A 20,397-nucleotide genomic window follows, 5' to 3' on the forward strand; every position below is an offset into this window, starting at 1 on the left:
ATCATGCGGGTTTTGTTAAAATTGCCATTGTTCGCAAAGAGGAATTCCATGAGTCATGTGGACACTGAAGTACGTCCGAGTAACTTTATCCGTAATATCATTGATGAGGATCTGAAAAGCGGTAAGCACACCAGTGTGCAGACGCGTTTTCCTCCCGAGCCAAATGGTTATTTGCATATAGGTCATGCTAAGTCTATCTGTTTGAACTTCGGCATCGCGCGCGATTACCAAGGCCTTTGTAATTTACGTTTTGATGATACCAATCCTGAAAAAGAAGACATCGATTATGTGAATTCTATTCAGGCGGATGTGCGTTGGTTGGGATTCCAGTGGGATGGTGAAGTCCGTTATTCCTCTAACTATTTCGACCAATTACACCAATATGCCGTTGAGTTGATCAACAAAGGCTTAGCCTATGTGTGTTTCCTCAATGCCGATGAAACCCGTGAATACCGTGGCACCTTAAAAGAGCCGGGTAAAAACAGCCCGTACCGTGATACTTCCGTTGAAGAAAACCTGCAATTATTCGAAAAAATGCGTAAGGGTGAATTCAAAGAAGGTGAGTGTGCACTGCGTGCCAAAATCGACATGGCATCACCTTTCATGTGTATGCGCGATCCGGTGATTTACCGTATTCGTTTCGCTCACCATCATCAAACGGGTGACAAGTGGTGCATTTACCCAATGTACGACTTCACTCACTGTATTTCCGATGCGCTGGAGCACATTACTCACTCGTTATGTACGCTTGAGTTCCAAGACAACCGTCGTCTTTACGATTGGGTTCTCGACAATTTAGATGATTTCCAAGCGCCGAACCGTACTCGTCAGTACGAGTTTTCTCGCTTAAATCTTGAATATACGCTGATGTCTAAGCGTAAATTAAATGACTTAGTGACACGTAAGTTAGTTTCTGGATGGGATGACCCACGTATGCCAACGATTGCTGGCCTGCGTCGTCGTGGTTATACCCCAGCGTCTATCCGCGAGTTTTGCCAACGTATTGGTATCACTAAGCAAGAAAACATGATTGAAGCCGCGATGCTCGATGCCTGCATCCGTGAAGAGCTCAACGAGCATGCGCCACGTGCGATGGCTGTACTGCGCCCATTAAAAGTCGTGATTGAGAACTACCCAGAAGGTCAAATCGAGACGATTCAAGCGGCTTCTCACCCAAGCGATGAAAGCATGGGCACACGTGAACTTGCCTTTGGCCGCGAACTGTATATCGATGTGGCGGATTTCAGAGAAGAAGCCAATAAGCAATACAAACGTCTGGTGATGGGTAAAGAAGTGCGTCTGCGTAACGCGTATGTGATTAAGGCTGAGCGTTGTGACAAAGACAGCGAAGGCAATATCACCACGGTTTACTGTAGCTACGATGCGGATACCTTGGGTAAAAACCCTGCCGATGGTCGCAAGGTAAAAGGCGTAATCCATTGGGTTGAAGCCACTACGGCTAAACCTGCTGAATTCCGTTTATACCAACGCTTGTTCACGGATCCAAATCCTGCAGCAGCAGAGACAGTGGATGAAGTGCTTAACCCTAACTCACTTGAAGTGGTGAATGGTTTAGTTGAAGCAAGCCTTGTGAATGCACCAGCGGAAAAAGCATACCAGTTTGAGCGTGAAGGTTATTTCTGTGCAGACAATAAAGACTCTTCAGCCGAGCATTTAGTCTTTAATCTTACAGTTGCGCTGCGTGACTCGTTCGAATAGCAAGTCGTTCGCCGCGATAATCGCTGCCGCACTATGATGCATTGCTGCTAGCAACAAACTGCATTAACGAATAAAAAGGCCCTTAGTGATATAAAACCTAAGGGCCTTTGCTTTTTACATCTTTTAGATTTCACAATTTTTATCAGCTGTTATCGCTACTTTTAAGCCATCTCTTACTTGTTGATTAAACGTCTACTGAAACCTTATTGGTACATAGGACCAAAGCCAATGCTCCAGAGGATAACGCTGGTGGCCATTAAACCGACCAAGAGCACTAAACCCGCAGTGACCATAGAGCTGGCGTAAATAAAGCCTTTCTCTTCAGGGATATTCATAATGATGGGCACACCTGCGTACAGCAGATAAACCGAGTAGGCTAAGCCAACCAACCCAACAATCATAATAAACCAGAGTACCGGGTAGAGCGCCGCCAGACCGACCATAAACAGCGGTGTTGCAGTGTAGGATGCGAGTTCTAATGCTTGGGTGAAAGTTGGCTGGGCATCGAAGGTTTTTGCCATCCAATAGGCTAAATAGGCGAGGGCAAAGACGCCCGCAATCAGGCCAAAATACATTCCCACAGACATAAACATGGCGCTTTGTGGCGTGAGATAAATCGGATCGCCCGAACCCGGATTCCAACCAATATATGCGGTGGCGATAAAGCTACAAACCGCCGGAATGAGTGCGATGAGAATAACGTGACTTAAACTACTTTTGAGTGCCTCGTGATTCTTCTCAATCGCGTGCCACTCTTGTTTTGGATGAGTGTATAACCCCATTAAGTGATTCAGTATCATTATAATTATCCTTGTTCAGCATTGATGATGGCTCGCCAAACGTCAGACGAGCTGACAACAGCTCTACAATCAGGGTTAAACGCTCTCCTATCCCTTAACGCCCGACTGCGTACACTCCGAATTGAGACGCTATGTGATCAGGATCTCAGTTCTTAAGGTGTAGATTATTTATTGAACAAAAAGTTCATCTCGTCAAGTTTACTGCGGTGTAAAGCTATAGCTTGTCGATAATTACGCGTAAAATATGACGATATTTTTTTAATGATTTTGAGTGATCCCATGCAGCAATTATTGGCACCTGTTCATGCGTTTCTTCGTTGTGAGACGCCGCAAACTTGGATTGATATGGCTCGAGCCTCTGCCTCGTTAGATGAACTCTTAATTGACCATTGTAATTGTGAGCTAAAAGCGGCGCAGACTGCGATGTTCTTATTGAGGCGATATGCCTTGGATAAAGACAGCGGGCAATCGCTATTGGCGTGGGCAAAACCCTATGAGGAATTTGTTTATCACAAGGATCGCGATATCGAGCTGTTTTTGGCTCGCGATGTTAAAAAGAACGAGCTGGTTGCCAATCTACAGCCGAATCAACATTTTGCTTTTGCTCAGGATCTTATCCCGCCACTGATCCGTTTGATAAAAGAAGAATTCCATCATTTTGAGCAAGTGCTGGAGCTGATGCACGCACGACACATTCCGTATCGCAATATTCGTGCGGGACGTTACGCAAAGGGCATGATGAGCCACGTGACCACCCATGAGAAGGATATTCTGCGGGATAAGTTGATTGTGGGTGCGTACATTGAGGCGCGCTCCTGTGAGCGCTTTGCTAAATTAGCGCCTTACTTGGATGCAGAGTTAAGTAAGTTTTATGTGTCCTTGCTGCGCTCTGAGGCGCGTCATTTTGAGGATTATCTTAAGCTGGCGCAGCTGGTTTCAACGGAGGATATTACCGAGCGGGTCGCTTATTTTGGCGAGAGGGAAGCCGAATTGATTATGGCGCCCGATGACGAGTTTCATTTCCACAGTGGTCAACCCTTAGTTGCCTAGTGGAAATACAAATAGCGGCCTCAGCCATATTCAGGTATGAGGCCTGCATTTCAATGCTTTGATGCGTTAATGGTGCTGACGCTATCGTTTCTTAGCTGGCGTCGAAGGGCAGGCTTTTTAGCTCCACGCCGTCGGCGCTGACCACTAACACGCTGCCTTGCTCGTACCAATCACCGACCACAATACGTTTACAGCCATGAGTTAAGTCGTGGATGGCGGGTCTGTGGGTATGACCGTGGATCATCTGTTTGCAGTGGGTCTTGGCAAATAACGCATCCACCGCACTCGGTTCCACATCCATGATGACATAGCTTTTTTGTTGATTGCTGCTTTGGCTATTACTGCGGATTTTATTGGCAATGGCTTGACGTTTTTTCTTCGGCAAACAGCTATACAGCCAACGGGCGAAGGCAAAACTGCGTAATTTGCGAAAGCGTTGGTAGGCTTTATCTAAGGTGCACAGGCTATCGCCGTGCAAGATAACTGTATTAACACCATAGAGTTCTAAGCAAGTGACTTCGGGCAACATTTGCATGCCCGCAGCATCGGCAAATTGTTTGCCTAACATAAAGTCACGATTACCGTGAATAAAGTAGATGGGCAATCTTAGGGAGATTTGCTTGAGCTTGCGCGCTAATTCGAGAGCAAAAGGCGCGGCTAAATCGTCGCCGACCCATACCTCAAATAAATCCCCCAGAATATAGAGGGCATCGGCATCATCAAGTTCTGTATCGAGGAAACGATTAAAGGCTTGGGTGATATCGAGGCGATCGGCACTTAAGTGCAGATCGCCAATAAATAAGGTCCGCATCCTAGGGAATTAGGCCGCACTGACTTTTTCAATCACAACCGCTTCTAATGGCACATCTTGGTTACCAGTGCTGACAGCTTTGATTTTTTCAACGATGTCCATGCCTTCAACCACTTCACCAAATACGCAGTAACCCCAGTCTTGCATGCTTTCAGATTTGAAATCGAGGAAGGTGTTATCGTTGACGTTGATGAAGAACTGAGCTGTCGCTGAGTGTGGATCTGAAGTACGCGCCATCGCGATAGTACCAGTACGGTTTGATAAACCATTGTTGGCTTCGTTTTTCACTGGCTCATGGCAACGTTTTTGGCTCATTTCAGCGGTAAAGCCACCGCCTTGGATCATAAAGCCGTCAATTACACGGTGGAAAATGGTGCCGTCGAAGAAACCTTCGTCAACATATTTCATAAAGTTTGCCACGGTCAGTGGTGCTTTTTCGGCGTTCAGTTGCAGTTTAATGTCGCCAAAATTAGTGTGTAATGTGATCATGTTTTCATACTCTCAGTAAATAGTGGCGCGATTCTAACTTATCTCGGATTGCACGCAAAGTGCAGTATTCAAAACCCTCGTCAGCGTGGTAGACTGACCCCTTGATTTTACACTCGAATCTATCATTGAAGAGAATGCCGATGTTGAAGATTTACAACAGTATTACCCGCCAAAAACAGGAATTTAAGCCAATTACTCCCGGAAAAGTTGGGATGTATGTATGCGGAGTGACCGTATACGATTTGTGTCATATTGGCCATGGGCGTACTTTTGTTTCCTTCGATATGATCGTTCGTTACCTGCGTTACGCGGGTTATGAGGTGAATTTTCAACGTAACATCACCGACATTGATGACAAAATCATCAAGCGCGCCAACGAAAATCAAGAAGATTGCAATACCTTAACCGATCGCTTGATTGGGGAAATGCACAAGGATTTCGATGCGCTGAATATGATCCGTCCCGATTTCGAGCCACGTGCCACTCTGCACATTGCCGAAATTATCGATATGGTTGAGCGTTTACTGGCTCGCGGGCATGCCTATGTCGCTGCCGATGGCGATGTGCTGTTCAGTGTGGCCTCTTTCCCTGAATACGGCCGCCTATCAGGCCAGAACCTGGAGCAATTACAGGCGGGTGCACGGGTTGAGGTTGACGATAACAAGCAAAATCCAATGGATTTCGTGCTGTGGAAAATGTCTAAACCGGGCGAGCCAACATGGGAATCGCCATGGGGACCGGGTCGTCCAGGCTGGCATATCGAATGTTCGGCAATGAACAGCAAGCACTTAGGTCTGCATTTCGATATTCACGGTGGCGGCTCAGATTTACAATTCCCGCACCATGAGAACGAAATTGCTCAGTCTTGCTGCGCCCATGATACGCCATACGTGAATTACTGGATGCACACTGGCATGGTGATGGTTGATCGCGAGAAGATGTCAAAGTCTTTAGGTAACTTCTTCACCATTCGTGATGTATTAGGCCATTACGACGCTGAAACCGTGCGTTACTTCCTGCTATCGGGTCACTATCGTAGCCAAATCAACTACTCAGAAGAAAACCTCAAGCAGGCGCGTGCCGCCTTAGAGCGTTTATACACTGCGATTAAAGATGTTGACCTGACTGTTACAGCTGCACCTGCGGAAGAGTTTGTCGCTAAGTTTAAAGCGGCCATGGACGATGACTTTAATACGCCTGAAGCTTATTCAGTGCTGTTTGATATGGTACGTGAGATCAACCGCTTGAAAACCACTGATATGGCGCAGGCGTCAGCTATGGCCGTTGCCATGAAGCAACTGGCCGATGTATTGGGCTTATTGCACCAAACGCCCGATGCCTTCTTTAAAGGCGAAGGTAGTGACGATGAAGTGGCAGAGATTGAAGCGTTGATCGTGGAGCGTAATCGTGCCCGCGCCGAAAAAGATTGGCCAGCGGCTGATGTTGCGCGCAATCGGTTAAATGAGCTTGGCGTAGTCTTAGAAGATGGCCCAAGCGGTACTACTTGGCGTAAGAAATAGGTTGGCGTAAGAAATTATCCGACCGCTTAAGTTAGATTTGCATCGATAATAAAAAACCTGCCAATGGCAGGTTTTTTATTGGTCTCACGCGTTTAATTGAGCTCACGTTATCCGTTACAGGCTACTGGAGCTTAGATGGCTAAATAGCAGGTTTAAATGCTGCAATTTACGCCATAACTTACGTTATAACTTAAGCCATTATCTACGCGATGGCGAAGCACATTAGTCGTGATATTGCTCTGCCGCATACAAGGTATTCTCAAGTAAGCTGGCAATCGTCATAGGGCCGACACCACCTGGGACTGGGGTGATAAAGCTGGCGTTTTGCGCAGCAACCTCATATTGCACATCGCCCACTAAGGTGCCGTTTTCTAAGCGGTTAATACCCACATCGATAACAATGGCGCCCGGTTTAATCCATTCACCAGGGATAAAGCCAGGTTTACCCACGGCTACCACGATTAAATCTGCCTGACGGATTTTTTGTTCGAGATTTTTTGTAAAACGATGGCATGTGGTTGTGGTGCAGCCCGCAAGCAATAGCTCCAGTGTCATTGGTCGACCGACAATGTTTGATGCGCCTACTACAACGGCATCTAATCCATAGGTATCGACACCCGTTGATTTGATTAAGGTCATGATCCCCATTGGAGTGCATGAACGTAATACAGGAATGCGTTGGGCTAAACGGCCAACGTTGTAGGGGTGGAAACCGTCGACATCTTTATCGGGGCTAATGCGCTCGATCACTTTAGAGTCTTCAATATGCGCAGGCAGAGGAAGCTGCACTAAGATACCGTCGATCGTCGGATCATCATTGAGTTCGTCGATAAGGGCTAATAAGGCTTCTTCGGTATAACTGGTATCGAGATCGTAGGAGCGAGAAATAAATCCCACTTCTTCACAGGCTTTACGTTTACTACCAACATAAACCTGAGAAGCGGGGTCGGCTCCCACGAGAATGACGGCTAAACCTGGTACGCGTTGTCCTGCCTCTTTGCGGGCGGTTACTTTATCGCGAAGTTGTGTGCGGATGGATTGAGCAATCGCCTTGCCGTCGATTATTTGGGCTGTCATGGGTGTAGGATATCCTTTATATGGGCGATGGTGAAAACTGTCGTTAACACAGAGAGTGGCAATCGCGGCTATTTTAACAGGGCGTTGCGGGTGTGTCATGGTGAAAGCCGCGGCGAAATGGATAAAAACAGGCGTATTCGCCTGATAATTCAGCATCTAGTTTGAATGCTTAAAAAAATCGTTGACGGGTGCAAAGTGAGGGGCTAAGATGCGCTCCGTTCTCAAGCAGATGTGCTCATTTGCTGTGAAAACGATGATTCTCGGTGATTAGCGCAGTCCGGTAGCGCATCTGGTTTGGGACCAGAGGGTCAGAGGTTCGAATCCTCTATCACCGACCACTTTAATATTATTGGCTCATGATTATTTAGTTAATTTGAGCGAGTAATAGCGGATAACCTTAGTCAGTTATCCCACGTAGGTTAGGATACAGCAGAGTCTGTAAACCATGCGCCCGTAGCTCAGTTGGATAGAGCATCCGCCTTCTAAGCGGATGGTCGCAGGTTCGAATCCTGCCGGGCGTGCCAGTTTCAGTGGTGATTGTAGCTCAGTTGGTAGAGTCCCGGATTGTGATTCCGGTTGTCGTGGGTTCGAGCCCCATCAGTCACCCCATTTTTAAGTACTTTGAGTACAAAATAAAAAAAGCGACCTCTGGTCGCTTTTTTTATACCCTAGATTCGGCCGTAGAGGCTCGACTCTGCACAAAACGGTGGCTATAATGTCGCGTCTTGATAGATATCAACTAACAGCGACCTGTGCCGAAAGCCAATAGTGGTGGGCATTGTAGTCAAATTTAATGATCAAGAAACGAATACCTGAATAGTTGATGACTCGACTATTACAAAGGACGTTAGACAAATTTCGAGGTAAAACAATGCAAGTTTCTGTTGAAGCAACCCAAGGCCTAGAGCGTCGCCTGACCATTTCTGTTCCTGCTGAACAAATTGAAAAACTGGTTAAAGACAGTTTACAACGTGAAGCTAAGCGTGCTCGTATCCCAGGTTTCCGTCCTGGCAAAGTGCCTGTTACTGTAATCAACAAACGTTATGGCGCCGCAATTCGTCAAGACATCACTGGTGAAGTGATGCAACGTAACTTTATCGAAGCGATCATCGCAGAGAAATTAAACCCAGCTGGCGCACCCACTTTCGTACCTGGTGCGACTGACGGTGAAAAATTCGAATTCGTAGCGACTTTCGAAATCTACCCAGAAGTTGAGCTGAAAGGTTTAGATGCAATCGAAGTAGAACAACCAAAAGCGTCTGTAACCGATGCTGACGTAGACAGCATGATCGAAACCTTACGTAAGCAACACGCGACTTTTGCAGCGGTTGAGCGTGAAGCGGCTGACGGCGACAAAGTGAAAATGAACTTTGTTGGTTCAGTTGACGGTGTTGAATTCGAAGGCGGTAAAGCTGATGATTTCGAACTGCAATTAGGCAGCGGCCGTATGATCCCAGGTTTCGAAGCGGGTATCTTAGGTCACAAAGCGGGTGAAGAATTCGTTATCGACGTGACTTTCCCTGAAGAATATCACGCTGAAAACTTAAAAGGTAAAGCGGCTAAGTTTGCTATCACGTTAACTGAAGTGTTAGCGGCTAACTTACCAGAAGTAAACGATGAGTTTGCAGCATTATTCGGAATCAGCGAAGGCGGCTTAGAAGCTCTGAAAACTGAAATCCGTAAAAACATGAACCGTGAACTTGAGCAAGCGTTAAAAGCAAACGTGAAAGAGCAAGTGATCACTGGTTTATTAGCTAACAACGACATCGAACTGCCAAAAGCACTGATCGATGGCGAAGTTAACGTACTGCGTCAACAAGCGATGCAACGTTTCGGCGGTCAAACGGCTAACATGCCAGAACTGCCAGCTGAATTATTCACTGAGCAAGCGGCTCGTCGCGTGAAAATCGGTCTGTTATTAGGCGAAGTTATCAAGACTAACGAACTGAAAGCAGAAGATGAGCGTGTACAAGCGTTAATCGCTTCTATGGCTTCTGCTTACGAAGATCCAAGTGAAGTTGTTGCGTACTACAACAGCAACAAAGAGCTGATGCAAAACATGCGCAACGTTGCGCTTGAAGAGCAAGCTGTTGAAGCACTGCTGAAATCTGCCAAAGTGACCGAAAAAGAAGTTGCTTTTGAAGAATTTATGAACAAGGCTACAGGTCGCGCATAAGCTAAGCTTGACTTGATTGGCAGTTCGCCATTTATAATGGCTCGTATGAGGCTCCTCATGCGAGCCATTTTTATTTAGGGAAACGAATAATGCATAATGCGTCAGACATACAAAGTGCTTTAGTGCCTATGGTGATCGAACAGACGGCTAAGGGTGAACGCTCATTCGATATTTATTCTCGTCTGTTAAAAGAGCGGATTATCTTTTTAGTGGGTCAAGTTGAAGAGCATATGGCGAATCTGATTGTGGCGCAGTTGCTATTCCTCGAGTCAGAAAGCCCAGATAAAGATATCTTCTTATATATCAACTCACCCGGTGGCTCAGTCACTGCGGGTATGGCGATTTACGATACCATGCAGTTTATTAAGCCGAACGTCAGCACTGTGTGTATTGGTCAAGCGGCCAGCATGGGCGCGTTTTTATTAGCCGGTGGTGAAAAGGGCAAGCGTTTCTGCTTACCTAACTCTCGCGTGATGATCCACCAACCACTGGGTGGATTCCAAGGTCAGGCTTCTGATATCGCTATTCATGCCCAAGAGATCTTAGGCATCAAGCATAAACTGAACCTGATGTTATCAGAGCACACTGGCCAGCCACTCGAAGTGATTGAACGTGATACCGATCGCGACAACTTCATGAGTGCGACTCAAGCTGTTGAATATGGTTTAGTTGACGCAGTGATGACTAAACGCGGCTGATTTTTACTTTTGACTGGGCTATGCTCTATTAAGCAAAGCCCAGTAAAGGGTTAGCAAGTTTAAGACAAGCAGTAGAGCAGACTGCAAATGAGGTAATTAATGGGCGACAACAAAAATAATGGTGACAGCGGTAAATTGCTGTACTGCTCTTTTTGCGGTAAGAGCCAGCATGAAGTCAGAAAACTGATTGCAGGCCCATCAGTATACGTATGCGACGAATGTGTTGAATTATGCAACGACATCATTCGTGAAGAGATTAAAGAAATCTCCCCTAAGCGTGATAATGATAAATTGCCAACGCCACATGAGTTGCGTGCGCATTTAGACGATTATGTGATTGGTCAGGACAGAGCCAAGAAAGTGCTGTCTGTTGCTGTATACAATCACTATAAGCGCCTGAGAAATTCTTCTCCTAAAGATGGCGTGGAATTAGGCAAGAGTAACATTCTGCTGATTGGTCCAACGGGCAGTGGTAAGACACTGCTGGCTGAAACGCTTGCGCGCTCATTGAATGTCCCATTTACTATGGCTGACGCCACCACCTTAACCGAAGCGGGTTATGTGGGTGAAGACGTTGAAAACATCATTCAAAAGCTGCTGCAAAAGTGCGATTACGATGTTGAAAAAGCACAGCGCGGTATCGTCTATATCGACGAAATCGACAAGATCAGCCGTAAATCGGATAACCCATCAATTACCCGTGACGTATCGGGTGAAGGCGTGCAGCAAGCGCTGCTGAAACTTATCGAAGGTACGGTTGCCGCGGTTCCGCCTCAAGGTGGCCGTAAGCATCCACAGCAAGAGTTCTTACAGGTAGATACCTCTAAGATCCTGTTTATCTGTGGTGGTGCTTTTGCTGGCCTTGAAAAGGTGATTGAACAGCGTGCTCACGTAGGTTCTGGTATCGGTTTCGGTGCGCAGGTTAAGGGCGAGAAAGATAAGGCAACTATTTCGCAAACCTTATCTCAAGTCGAACCCGAAGATTTAGTCAAATACGGCTTGATCCCTGAGTTTATCGGTCGTCTGCCCGTTGTAGCGACGCTGACCGAGCTGGACGAAGAAGCATTAGTGCAAATTCTGTCTGAGCCTAAAAACGCGCTGACAAAACAGTACAACGCGCTGTTTGAGATGGAAGGGGTTGAGCTAGAGTTCCGCGAAGATGCGCTCAAAGCGATTGCACATAAAGCCATGTCACGCAAAACCGGTGCCCGTGGTCTACGTTCAATCGTTGAAGGTATCTTACTCGATACTATGTACGATATTCCTTCAATTGAGGGCGTGGTGAAGGCGGTTGTCGATGAATCTGTGGTGAATGGTGAGTCTGCACCAATCCTGATTTACGAGCGCAACGAAGCGCAAGCTGCCTCTGGCGAGCAATAATTGTACTGATTGCTAATAATCTGAAAATCAAGGAGTCCATCGGGCTCCTTTTTTTATTTTGCCCATTGAAACCCACTAAAGCGCCCCAATATACTCCTTAACTAATCCCTTTCATCTAAACGGAATCGAACTATGACCTTAGAGCGTGAAGCGCATATCGAACTCCCCGTGCTACCACTGAGAGATGTGGTGGTCTATCCCCATATGGTAATTCCGTTGTTCGTTGGCCGAGAAAAATCGATTCGTTGTCTCGAAACGGCAATGGCCCAGGATAAGCAAATTATTTTAGTCGCTCAGCGTGACGCTGAGTTAGACGAGCCGACCAAAGACGATATCTTTGAAGTCGGTACAGTGGCGTCTATTCTGCAACTGCTTAAACTGCCTGACGGTACGGTAAAAGTACTGGTCGAAGGTGGTCGCCGCGCCCGTATTACCCGTTATACCCAAGAAGCGGATTTCTTTGTGGCTAAGGCGGAATATCTTGAGTCTGAGCCTTTAGAAGATAAAGAAGAGGAAGTCTTGGTTCGCAGCGCGATTGGCCAATTTGAAGGCTATATCAAGCTTAACAAGAAGATCCCGCCTGAAGTCTTAACCTCGCTTTCTGGCATCGATGAAGCGGCGCGCCTTGCAGATACCATGGCGGCCCACATGCCACTCAAGCTTGAGGACAAACAGTCCGTGCTGGAGATGACTAACGTCGGTGAGCGTCTGGAATATTTAATGGCGATGATGGAGTCGGAAATTGACCTGCTACAGGTCGAGAAACGTATCCGTACCCGCGTTAAAAAACAGATGGAAAAGAGCCAGCGTGAGTATTATCTGAACGAGCAGATGAAAGCCATCCAAAAAGAACTGGGTGACTTAGACGAAGGCCACGACGAATTTGAAGTCTTAAATCGTAAGATTGAAGAAGCCAACATGCCAAGCGATGCCAAAGAGAAGGCCGTCGCTGAGCTCAATAAATTACGCATGATGTCACCTATGTCTGCCGAAGCGACCGTGGTTCGCAGCTATGTTGATTGGATGACCTCAGTCCCTTGGAGCCAACGCTCTAAAATCAAACGTGATTTAGCCAAAGCCCAAGAAGTACTGGATACCGATCACTACGGTCTGGAAAAGGTCAAAGACCGAATTCTGGAATACTTGGCAGTGCAGAGCCGTGTGCGTCAACTTAAAGGGCCTATCCTGTGCTTAGTCGGCCCACCAGGTGTGGGTAAAACCTCATTAGGTCAATCGATTGCGAAAGCAACTGGTCGTAAGTATGTGCGTGTTGCGTTAGGCGGCGTGCGTGATGAAGCGGAAATCCGTGGTCATCGCCGTACTTACATTGGCTCAATGCCGGGTAAAGTGATTCAAAAGATGGCGAAAGTGGGCGTGAAAAACCCCTTATTCCTGCTCGATGAAATCGACAAAATGAGCTCGGATATGCGTGGCGACCCAGCGTCAGCACTGTTAGAGGTGCTTGATCCTGAACAAAACGCGACCTTTAACGACCATTACCTCGAAGTTGACTACGACTTATCCGATGTGATGTTCGTGGCGACCTCGAATTCGATGAATATTCCAGGTCCGCTTCTGGACCGTATGGAAGTCATTCGTCTGTCGGGTTACACCGAAGATGAGAAGCTCAATATTGCGAAGCAACATTTATTGACCAAGCAAATCGAGCGTAACGGTCTTAAAGCGAACGAAATTCATATCGAAGACAGTGCGATAGTTGGCATCATCCGCTACTACACCCGTGAAGCTGGTGTGCGTGCACTCGAGCGTGAATTGTCGAAGATTTGCCGTAAGGTCGTAAAAATGATCCTGCTGGATAAATCCATCAAGTCAGTCACAGTGACCGCGGACAATCTCAAGTCTTTCCTCGGTGTGCAACGTTTTGACTATGGTAAGGCGGAGTCGAACAACCAAATCGGTCAAGTCACAGGTTTGGCGTGGACCGAAGTGGGTGGCGATCTGCTCACCATTGAAGCGACATCAGTGCCAGGCAAAGGTAAGTTGACCTACACAGGCTCACTTGGCGATGTGATGCAAGAGTCGATTCAAGCGGCAATGACGGTCGTACGTGCCCGTGCGGAACAATTAGGTATCAACGGCGACTTTTATGAGAAGCGTGATATCCATGTTCACGTGCCAGAAGGGGCGACGCCAAAAGATGGTCCATCTGCGGGCGCGGCAATGTGTACTGCATTAGTGTCTAGCTTAACGGGTAACCCTGTGCGCGCCGATGTGGCGATGACGGGTGAAATTACCTTACGCGGAGAAGTGTTACCTATCGGCGGTTTAAAAGAAAAACTGCTCGCGGCACACCGTGGTGGCATTAAATTGGTACTTATTCCAAAAGAAAACGAGCGTGATCTGGAAGAAATTCCTGCCAATGTGATTGCCGATTTGGAAATTCGTCCCGTGCGTTGGGTCGACGAAGTGTTAAAACTGGCGCTGGAAAGACCGGTTGAAGGCTTCGAAGTGGTTAAAAACTTGGCATAACGCAAGAAAATGCGCTATCACGCTAAAAAAAATGAAAAAAGGGGCTTAACAAAGCGCAGACCTGTGGTAGCCTAGGTCTGTGGAGAGTCGGTTGCTCCAAGCCCTTGGCGCAACTGGCTTTGAGCTGTATCCAGTTTTATTTCTTTGGTTTTCGAACTCAGCTTGAACTTTGAATTCAAGCTTGTTATAAAAGCCTCCGCAGACCGCTCTAGAGACGGATTTGGTTGCGGCGCAAAAAAATTACATTCAAGGGGATGACATGAACAAATCTGAACTAATCGAGAAAATCGCTTCTGGTGCTGACATTTCTAAAGCCGCTGCTGGCCGTGCACTGGATTCTTTTATCGCTGCTGTGACCGAAGGTCTGAAAGAAGGCGATAAAATTTCTCTTGTTGGTTTTGGTACTTTTGAAGTGCGTGAACGTGCAGAGCGTACTGGTCGCAACCCACAAACGGGTCAAGAAATCAAAATCGCAGCAGCAAAAATTCCAGCATTCAAAGCTGGTAAAGCTCTGAAAGACGCTGTCAATTAATTTTTGATATCGTAGCCTTTGTAAGGCGTTCGTAATGATAAGCACTGTTTAAACAGTGCTTTTTACGAATTGAAAGTAATGGATTTTGAAGCACAATTTCTACCATTACTCGGGGTTTTAGTACTTACCAGTGGTAGCGTCTGAATAATCCCCATAAATTACAGAAAGGCGCATCTCAAATTGATGCGCCTTTTTATTTTGTTAATCGCAACGAGCGAGAAATCTGATGTTAGAAAAGATCCGCGACGGTTCGCAAGGCGTGATTGCTAAAGGCATTCTCGTACTTGTGATTTTATCTTTTGCATTTGCAGGCGTAAGTAGCTATTTAGGCGCAAAATCGGACGTCCCTGCCGCAGAAGTCAACGGTGACAAAATCACTAAAGCCGAGTTAGAGCAGGCCTATCAGAGCGAACGCGCTCGTATGGAGCAACAACTGGGTGAAATGTTTGCTGCGTTATCTGCCGACGAAAGATACCTAGAAAGCATCAAGCAGAGCGTACTCGAACGTTTAGTGGCCGATAAATTGATTGACCAAGCTGCCGCCGCTATGGGGCTACGTGTGTCTGACGAACAAATTATCACGGCGATTAAATCAGAACCCGCTTTCCAAACCGATGGCAAATTCGATAACGACCGTTATCAGGCGATTTTGCGTCAGTTAGGCTATCAGCCACAAACCTTCAGAAGCATGATGCGTGTCGATATGACTCGTCGTCAGTTAACTGCAGCGTTAGTGGGCACTGAATTCGTATTACCAGGTGAAGCTAAGCAATTAGCTGAGCTGCAAGGTCAAACTCGCGACATTCGCTACTTAGTAGTGGATTCTGCGCCATTCCTTGCGAATGCCTCTGTGACAGACGAGCAAGTTAAAAACTACTACGACACTAACCAAGGCCAGTTTATGAGCCCTGAGAAAGTGAGCTTAGAGTATGTTGAGTTAAACGCGGCTGATTTTGCTAAAGACAGCAAAGTGACCGATGAAGAAGCTCAGGCTTACTACGATGAACATAAGACGCAATATGTGTCTAACGAGAAACGTTTAGCGGCGCACATTCTGATTGGCCCTGGCAGCGATGAAGCGGCAGCGAAAGCCAAGGCTGAAGATTTAGCTAAGCAGTTAGATAACGGTGCTGATTTTGCTGAGTTAGCCAAAGCCAATTCTGAAGATACCTTAAGTGCGGAGCAGGGCGGTAAATTAGACTGGTTTGAACCCGGTGTAATGGACCCAAGCTTTGATACCGCACTGTTTGCACTGCAAAAAGGTCAGCATTCAGCAGTCGTGAAAACGGACTTTGGTTTCCACATCATCAAACTGTTAGACGTTCAGCCAGGTACAATAGTGCCATTTGCGGATGTCAAAACGAAAATTGTGGCTCAATTGCAAGAGAAAAAAGCGGTCGATCAATTCTACAGCTTACAGAGCAAACTGGCTGATACCAGCTACGAAGTGCCTGATACCTTAGCCGAAACTGCGAAAGTGGTGGGCGTTGAGATTAAGACTACGCCAATGTTCTCACGTGATGATGTGCCAGCGGCATTGAACAAGCCTGACGTAGTTAAAGCCGCATTCTCTGACACGGTTTTACGCCAAGGTCTAAACAGTGAAGTCATTGAACTTGAGCCAAACCATGTTGTGGTTATCCGTATGAAGGAACATCACGATGCGGGCACTATGCCATTAGCCGAAGTGAAGGCCGACATCGCTGAGCGTTTGAAGCAAGATCAAGCGAACGAAGCGGCACGTGCTAAAGCACAAGAGCTGATGACCCAAGTTAAAGCGGGTGCGACTGATGTGACTCTCACGGCTAAGACTAAACTGGGTCGTGGCGCACAAGACGTTGACGCGGCCATTGTCGGCAAAGCCTTCCAAATGCCAACTCCGAGTGCTGCACCTGTAGTTGACACTGTTGGTTTAGCTAATGGCTACGCTGTGATTGCACTGGATAAAGTGAACGCGGCAGAGTCAGTTAGCGATGAGTTAGTCAATGCGCTGAAACAACGCTTAAATGCACAATACAGCGAAGCGGATTACCGCGGTCTGATTGAGTCACTGAAAGCGAATGCGAAAGTTCATTATCCTGTAGAAGGTTAATGGCAATAAGGGATAACTGAGCTTATCCCTTATTTTGGCGAAGTAATAACTGCTTTCGCGATGCAAATAGAAAAGGCCAAGTGTTTACTTGGCCTTTTTGTTTGTCTTGATACCGCGTTATCAAACGATAAGTGCGCTATTTCTGCCGCTTAATCATCCACGCCAATCATCACGCTGCTGGCTTTAATGAGTGCATAAGCCGAATCACCTACCTTCAAGTTTAAACGCTCACAGGATGCTTTAGTGACGACAGAGGTTAACACTACGCCCGGTGCCAGTTCGATAGTGACTTCGTTGTTTACAGAGCCAATTTCGATAGCGGTAATAGTGCCACTCAGGGTATTACGTGCACTGATTTTCATTCTTTGTCCTTAGTTTGTGTTGAATGGTCATGCTAGTTTAGCCTATCGTACGGCATTTGCGGCAAATAAAAACGCCACCCGAGGGTGGCGCTTTATCGTGATTATTCAATCTATTCGATTACAGCTCGATCACATCGAACTCAACGTATGGATTCACATCTGCATCGTAGTCGATGCCTTCGATGCCAAAGCCGAATAGTTTGATAAACTCGGCTTTATATTCTTGATAATCGGTCAGCTCAGACAGATTTTCAGTGGTCACTTGTGGCCACAGATCACGGCAATGCTGCTGGATATCTTCGCGCAGCTCCCAATCGTCTAAACGCAGACGGTTGTCGCTGTCGGTTTCTGGTTTTGCACCATCGGCACGGAACAGACGCTCGCTGAACATGCGATAGATTTGTTCCATACAGCCTTCGTGCAGGCCTTCTTGGCGCATCTTCTTAAATACCATTGCAATATACAGTGGCATTACAGGGATGGCAGAGCTGGCTTGGGTCACAACGCTCTTCAGCACGGCAACGTTAGCACTACCGCCTTTGGCCGCGAGTTTATCATTTAGGGCTTTAGCTGCGCGGTCTAAGTCCATCTTGGCTTGACCTAATGCGCCGTGCCAGTAGATTGGCCAGGTTAACTCAGTACCGATATAGCTGTATGCTACGGTTTTGCAGTTATCGCTTAATACACCAGCCTCGGCAAGTGCGTTAATCCACAGTTCCCAATCTTGACCGCCCATCACAGTGACAGTATCGGCAATTTCTTGCTCAGTCGCAGGCTCAACGGTTGCTTCGATAATGCAGTCTTTGTTGGTATCAACGGCGGTCGCAGTATACACTTCACCGATTGGCTTGAGCGAAGAACGCACTAGCTCACCAGAGTCAGGCAGTTTGCGCACGGGTGATGCTAATGAATAGACCACCATGTCGACTTGACCTAAATCTTGCTTGATAAGGTCGATAACTTTTTGCTTAGCTTCATGGCTGAAGGCATCGCAGTTGATGCTCTTAGAGTACAGACCTTCAGCTTTGGCAAACTTGTCGAAAGCGGCAGAGTTGTACCAGCCTGCGGTACCAGGTTTGGCTTCAGTACCCGGCTTTTCGAAGAACACGCCAATAGTTGCTGCATCGCTACCGAAGGCGGCGGCAATGCGTGAAGACAGGCCATAACCACTTGATGAACCAACAACAAGTACTTTCTTCGGACCGTTGGCGATTTTGCCTTTGGCTTTAGTTAAAGCAATTTGTTCTTGAACGTTAGCTTCACAACCAACGGGATGAGTTGTGGTACAAATGAATCCACGAATTTTGGGTTTGATAATCATGTTTAAGCTTCTTCTATCAAAATGACCAATAGGATAAATACTTCGGCGGCTAAATGGCATCTATTTTTAGCCAATTCGCCTGAATATTTAAGTGGTTGGAGCAGTTTAACGCTTATGAACAAACAGGCTCTGCTCCTGAATCAGCCTTTGGGTATATTCGTGCTGAGGCGAATTAAATATCTGTTCTGTTGGGGCTTTCTCAACCATCACGCCTTTGTGTAACACCATAATTTTATCGCTGACATGGCGAATAATATTCAGGTTATGGGACACGAAGATATAGGACAAGCCTAAGTCCTTCTGCAGTTTAAGCAGCAGATTAAGGATCTGTGAGCGTACCGAGAGATCCAAGGCGGTTAAAGCCTCGTCGGCGATGATGATTTTTGGATTGAGCATCAGTGCCCGCGCCACCGCAACCCGCTGTTTTTGCCCCTCGGAAATCATATGGGGATAAAAATCCGCATGCTCGGGTAATAAACCGACTTTCCTCAAGGTATCAATCACTTGGCCATTACGCTCCTTGGCGGATAGCTCAGTGTTAAAGCGCAGCGGTTCGTCCAGTAATTGCCCAATGGTGAGCCTTGGATTGAGTGAGGTATTGGGATCTTGGAAAATCATCCGAATAAGGCGGCAGCGCTGCTTGATGTTACGACTATCAAGCGCCTCTCCCTCAAAGTAAATTTCACCGCCACTACGGGGTTCTGCGCCCACCAAAATACGCGCTAACGTACTCTTACCTGAGCCCGCTTCACCCACGATAGCTAAGGTTTCGCCGCGGTTTAATTCAAATGAAACCGGTGCTAAGGCATCATTATATTGGCGGGTAAAACCTCTATAGCCGGTATCGTACCTCTTAAAGAGATCGTTAACTTTAAGCAGTGGGGTCGTCATTTGTCGTTTCACCGTGGTAAGGGAAATGGCAGGCAAAGTAGCGGTCGCGTAAATGACTCAAACTTGGCTGATTAACGCATTTCTTTTGTGCCTCAGGGCATCGTGGCCCTAGGCGACAACCAATGGGCAGATGCTGCAGGGCGGGGGCTGAGCCTGGCAGGGTCGGCATAATGGCCTTGTGCGCCTCTATCCCCGAGTAATCCGGCATATTATCCAAGAGTGCCTTAGTGTAAGGATGATAGGGCTGATTGATCAGTTCTTCCGTTGGACCTGATTCCATCACTTGACCGCAATAGAGCACGGATAGGTGATCGCACCATTGTGCTAGGGTCTCAAGCTCGTGGCTGATGATTAAAATCGACACGTTTTGTAGCTGGTTTAGCTGTGACAGTAGACGGAAAATCTGTGCCTGAGTGCTCAGCTCCATCGAGTTTGTCGGTTCGTCGGCGATCAATAATCGCGGTTGGTTGGCAATTGCCATCGCGATCATCACTTTTTGGCATTCGCCTTCCGAAAGCTCCCAAGCATAGCTGGACATGACCTTTTGCGGATTCTTAATCCCGACCTTATGCAGCCATTTTTGCGCTGTCTGTTTGGCATGTTTGTGCTTTTGCCAAAAGTAAGCCTTAGGATTCTTAGGCATAGCCTGCATCAGCTGACTACCCACGGTTTGCGAAGGGTCAAGGCTGCCAGACGGGTCTTGGAAGATCATCGCCATATCTGAACCCATCAGATTACGGCGCTCCTTCGAGGTCATGGCCATCAGATTATTACCATCCCACATCATGCGGTCGGCGGTAATGGTCCAATTGGGGCCTGGGATCCCAAGAATGGCTCTGGCGAGCAGACTGCGGCCCGAGCCTGATTCACCCACGAGACCGTGGATTTCCCCCGCGTTCAGGGTCAAACTCACTTTCTCAAGGGCGCGGACTCTGCCGTGGGGCGTGTCGAGCTCAATGGTCAGGTTTCTAACGTCGAGTAATGGCATA

The 20,397-nt window shown here is 47.1% G+C and carries 17 protein-coding genes and 3 tRNA genes; 12 read left to right on the top strand and 8 right to left on the bottom strand.

The genetic code is table 11. The features are described 5' to 3' along the window. The first annotated feature begins 48 nt into the window (after positions 1-48). Positions 49-1,719, top strand: a complete 1,671-nt coding sequence (glnS, locus tag CF168_RS07560; RefSeq protein ID WP_011717555.1) for a glutamine--tRNA ligase — start codon at positions 49-51, stop codon at positions 1,717-1,719. A 203-nt stretch (positions 1,720-1,922) separates the two neighbouring features. Here glnS and CF168_RS07565 read toward each other — a convergent pair whose 3' ends face one another. After that, on the bottom strand, positions 1,923-2,519 hold the full coding sequence (locus CF168_RS07565; RefSeq protein WP_011626606.1) for a Yip1 family protein: 597 nt from the start codon (positions 2,517-2,519) through the stop codon (positions 1,923-1,925). Positions 2,520-2,798: 279 nt separating this feature from the next. Here CF168_RS07565 and miaE point away from each other — a divergent pair, with 279 nt between their 5' ends. Continuing rightward, the gene (gene miaE, locus CF168_RS07570) at positions 2,799-3,569 is read left to right on the top strand and encodes a tRNA isopentenyl-2-thiomethyl-A-37 hydroxylase MiaE (protein ID WP_089067493.1); all 771 of its coding nucleotides are present in this window, start codon (positions 2,799-2,801) and stop codon (positions 3,567-3,569) included. Between the two features lie 91 nt (positions 3,570-3,660). Here the strand turns inward: miaE and CF168_RS07575 are convergent, their stop codons facing one another. Together CF168_RS07575 and CF168_RS07580 are read right to left on the bottom strand one after the other, a co-directional pair. Next, on the bottom strand, positions 3,661-4,380 hold the full coding sequence (locus CF168_RS07575; RefSeq protein ID WP_089067494.1) for a UDP-2,3-diacylglucosamine diphosphatase: 720 nt from the start codon (positions 4,378-4,380) through the stop codon (positions 3,661-3,663). 9 nt (positions 4,381-4,389) lie between these two features. Further along, positions 4,390-4,869 (bottom strand): peptidylprolyl isomerase, encoded by a 480-nt coding sequence (locus CF168_RS07580; RefSeq protein ID WP_089067495.1) that lies wholly within the window; start codon positions 4,867-4,869, stop codon positions 4,390-4,392. Positions 4,870-5,009: 140 nt separating this feature from the next. On the opposite strand from CF168_RS07580, the gene cysS reads away from it, so the two are divergent. Beyond that, complete coding sequence (gene cysS, locus CF168_RS07585) at positions 5,010-6,389, top strand: cysteine--tRNA ligase (RefSeq protein WP_039978331.1); 1,380 nt, start codon at positions 5,010-5,012, stop codon at positions 6,387-6,389. 222 nt (positions 6,390-6,611) lie between these two features. Here the strand turns inward: cysS and folD are convergent, their stop codons facing one another. Beyond that, positions 6,612-7,466: a bifunctional methylenetetrahydrofolate dehydrogenase/methenyltetrahydrofolate cyclohydrolase FolD gene (folD, locus tag CF168_RS07590; RefSeq protein ID WP_089067496.1), complete on the bottom strand. Its 855-nt coding sequence runs from the start codon at positions 7,464-7,466 to the stop codon at positions 6,612-6,614. 261 nt (positions 7,467-7,727) lie between these two features. Here folD and CF168_RS07595 point away from each other — a divergent pair. From CF168_RS07595 to ppiD, 9 genes are all read left to right on the top strand, one after another. Further along, positions 7,728-7,804: transfer RNA gene (locus CF168_RS07595), tRNA-Pro, on the top strand. A 109-nt stretch (positions 7,805-7,913) separates the two neighbouring features. After that, positions 7,914-7,990 (top strand) — tRNA-Arg (locus tag CF168_RS07600). 9 nt (positions 7,991-7,999) lie between these two features. Continuing rightward, positions 8,000-8,075: transfer RNA gene (locus CF168_RS07605), tRNA-His, on the top strand. A 262-nt stretch (positions 8,076-8,337) separates the two neighbouring features. After that, positions 8,338-9,642 carry a trigger factor gene (tig, locus tag CF168_RS07610; RefSeq protein WP_086902561.1) on the top strand — a complete coding sequence of 435 codons (1,305 nt, stop codon included), beginning with the start codon at positions 8,338-8,340 and terminating at the stop codon, positions 9,640-9,642. An 89-nt stretch (positions 9,643-9,731) separates the two neighbouring features. After that, positions 9,732-10,340 (top strand): ATP-dependent Clp endopeptidase proteolytic subunit ClpP, encoded by a 609-nt coding sequence (gene clpP, locus CF168_RS07615; RefSeq protein WP_011717550.1) that lies wholly within the window; start codon positions 9,732-9,734, stop codon positions 10,338-10,340. A 99-nt stretch (positions 10,341-10,439) separates the two neighbouring features. Further along, entirely contained in the window at positions 10,440-11,720 is a 1,281-nt protein-coding gene (gene clpX, locus CF168_RS07620; protein WP_011717549.1) for an ATP-dependent protease ATP-binding subunit ClpX, read from the top strand. Positions 11,721-11,852: 132 nt separating this feature from the next. Then, positions 11,853-14,210, top strand: a complete 2,358-nt coding sequence (lon, locus tag CF168_RS07625) for an endopeptidase La (protein ID WP_086902562.1) — start codon at positions 11,853-11,855, stop codon at positions 14,208-14,210. 259 nt (positions 14,211-14,469) lie between these two features. Then, positions 14,470-14,742, top strand: a complete 273-nt coding sequence (hupB, locus tag CF168_RS07630; protein ID WP_011717547.1) for a nucleoid-associated protein HU-beta — start codon at positions 14,470-14,472, stop codon at positions 14,740-14,742. Positions 14,743-14,968: 226 nt separating this feature from the next. Continuing rightward, the gene (gene ppiD, locus CF168_RS07635) at positions 14,969-16,834 is read left to right on the top strand and encodes a peptidylprolyl isomerase (protein WP_089067497.1); all 1,866 of its coding nucleotides are present in this window, start codon (positions 14,969-14,971) and stop codon (positions 16,832-16,834) included. Positions 16,835-16,983: 149 nt separating this feature from the next. Here the strand turns inward: ppiD and CF168_RS07640 are convergent, their stop codons facing one another. The 4 genes from CF168_RS07640 to CF168_RS07655 all read right to left on the bottom strand — a co-directional run bounded on the left by CF168_RS07640 (position 16,984) and on the right by CF168_RS07655 (position 20,396). Next, positions 16,984-17,196 carry a TOBE domain-containing protein gene (locus tag CF168_RS07640; RefSeq protein ID WP_037417205.1) on the bottom strand — a complete coding sequence of 71 codons (213 nt, stop codon included), beginning with the start codon at positions 17,194-17,196 and terminating at the stop codon, positions 16,984-16,986. A 118-nt stretch (positions 17,197-17,314) separates the two neighbouring features. Continuing rightward, positions 17,315-18,517: an enoyl-ACP reductase FabV gene (gene fabV, locus CF168_RS07645; RefSeq protein ID WP_089067498.1), complete on the bottom strand. Its 1,203-nt coding sequence runs from the start codon at positions 18,515-18,517 to the stop codon at positions 17,315-17,317. Positions 18,518-18,622: 105 nt separating this feature from the next. Beyond that, positions 18,623-19,408, bottom strand: a complete 786-nt coding sequence (locus tag CF168_RS07650; protein ID WP_089067499.1) for a peptide ABC transporter ATP-binding protein — start codon at positions 19,406-19,408, stop codon at positions 18,623-18,625. Continuing rightward, positions 19,389-20,396 (bottom strand): oligopeptide/dipeptide ABC transporter ATP-binding protein, encoded by a 1,008-nt coding sequence (locus CF168_RS07655; protein WP_011623241.1) that lies wholly within the window; start codon positions 20,394-20,396, stop codon positions 19,389-19,391. Before CF168_RS07655 ends, CF168_RS07650 begins: the two co-directional genes overlap by 20 nt. Position 20,397: the final 1 nt, after the last annotated feature.

It is taken from the genome of Shewanella bicestrii (assembly GCF_002216875.1).
Taxonomy (GTDB): domain Bacteria; phylum Pseudomonadota; class Gammaproteobacteria; order Enterobacterales; family Shewanellaceae; genus Shewanella; species Shewanella seohaensis.

Coding starts and splice junctions, on each gene's coding strand:
- glnS (WP_011717555.1), top strand. CDS start 49: ATGAGTCATGTGGACACTGAAGTACGTCCGAGTAACTTTATCCGTAAT.
- clpP (WP_011717550.1), top strand. CDS start 9,732: ATGCATAATGCGTCAGACATACAAAGTGCTTTAGTGCCTATGGTGATC.
- CF168_RS07565 (WP_011626606.1), bottom strand. CDS start 2,519: ATGATACTGAATCACTTAATGGGGTTATACACTCATCCAAAACAAGAG.
- ppiD (WP_089067497.1), top strand. CDS start 14,969: ATGTTAGAAAAGATCCGCGACGGTTCGCAAGGCGTGATTGCTAAAGGC.
- CF168_RS07650 (WP_089067499.1), bottom strand. CDS start 19,408: ATGACGACCCCACTGCTTAAAGTTAACGATCTCTTTAAGAGGTACGAT.
- CF168_RS07580 (WP_089067495.1), bottom strand. CDS start 4,869: ATGATCACATTACACACTAATTTTGGCGACATTAAACTGCAACTGAAC.
- lon (WP_086902562.1), top strand. CDS start 11,853: ATGACCTTAGAGCGTGAAGCGCATATCGAACTCCCCGTGCTACCACTG.
- CF168_RS07640 (WP_037417205.1), bottom strand. CDS start 17,196: ATGAAAATCAGTGCACGTAATACCCTGAGTGGCACTATTACCGCTATC.
- tig (WP_086902561.1), top strand. CDS start 8,338: ATGCAAGTTTCTGTTGAAGCAACCCAAGGCCTAGAGCGTCGCCTGACC.
- folD (WP_089067496.1), bottom strand. CDS start 7,466: ATGACAGCCCAAATAATCGACGGCAAGGCGATTGCTCAATCCATCCGC.
- miaE (WP_089067493.1), top strand. CDS start 2,799: ATGCAGCAATTATTGGCACCTGTTCATGCGTTTCTTCGTTGTGAGACG.
- clpX (WP_011717549.1), top strand. CDS start 10,440: ATGGGCGACAACAAAAATAATGGTGACAGCGGTAAATTGCTGTACTGC.
- fabV (WP_089067498.1), bottom strand. CDS start 18,517: ATGATTATCAAACCCAAAATTCGTGGATTCATTTGTACCACAACTCAT.
- CF168_RS07575 (WP_089067494.1), bottom strand. CDS start 4,380: ATGCGGACCTTATTTATTGGCGATCTGCACTTAAGTGCCGATCGCCTC.
- cysS (WP_039978331.1), top strand. CDS start 5,010: ATGTTGAAGATTTACAACAGTATTACCCGCCAAAAACAGGAATTTAAG.
- hupB (WP_011717547.1), top strand. CDS start 14,470: ATGAACAAATCTGAACTAATCGAGAAAATCGCTTCTGGTGCTGACATT.
- CF168_RS07655 (WP_011623241.1), bottom strand. CDS start 20,396: ATGCCATTACTCGACGTTAGAAACCTGACCATTGAGCTCGACACGCCC.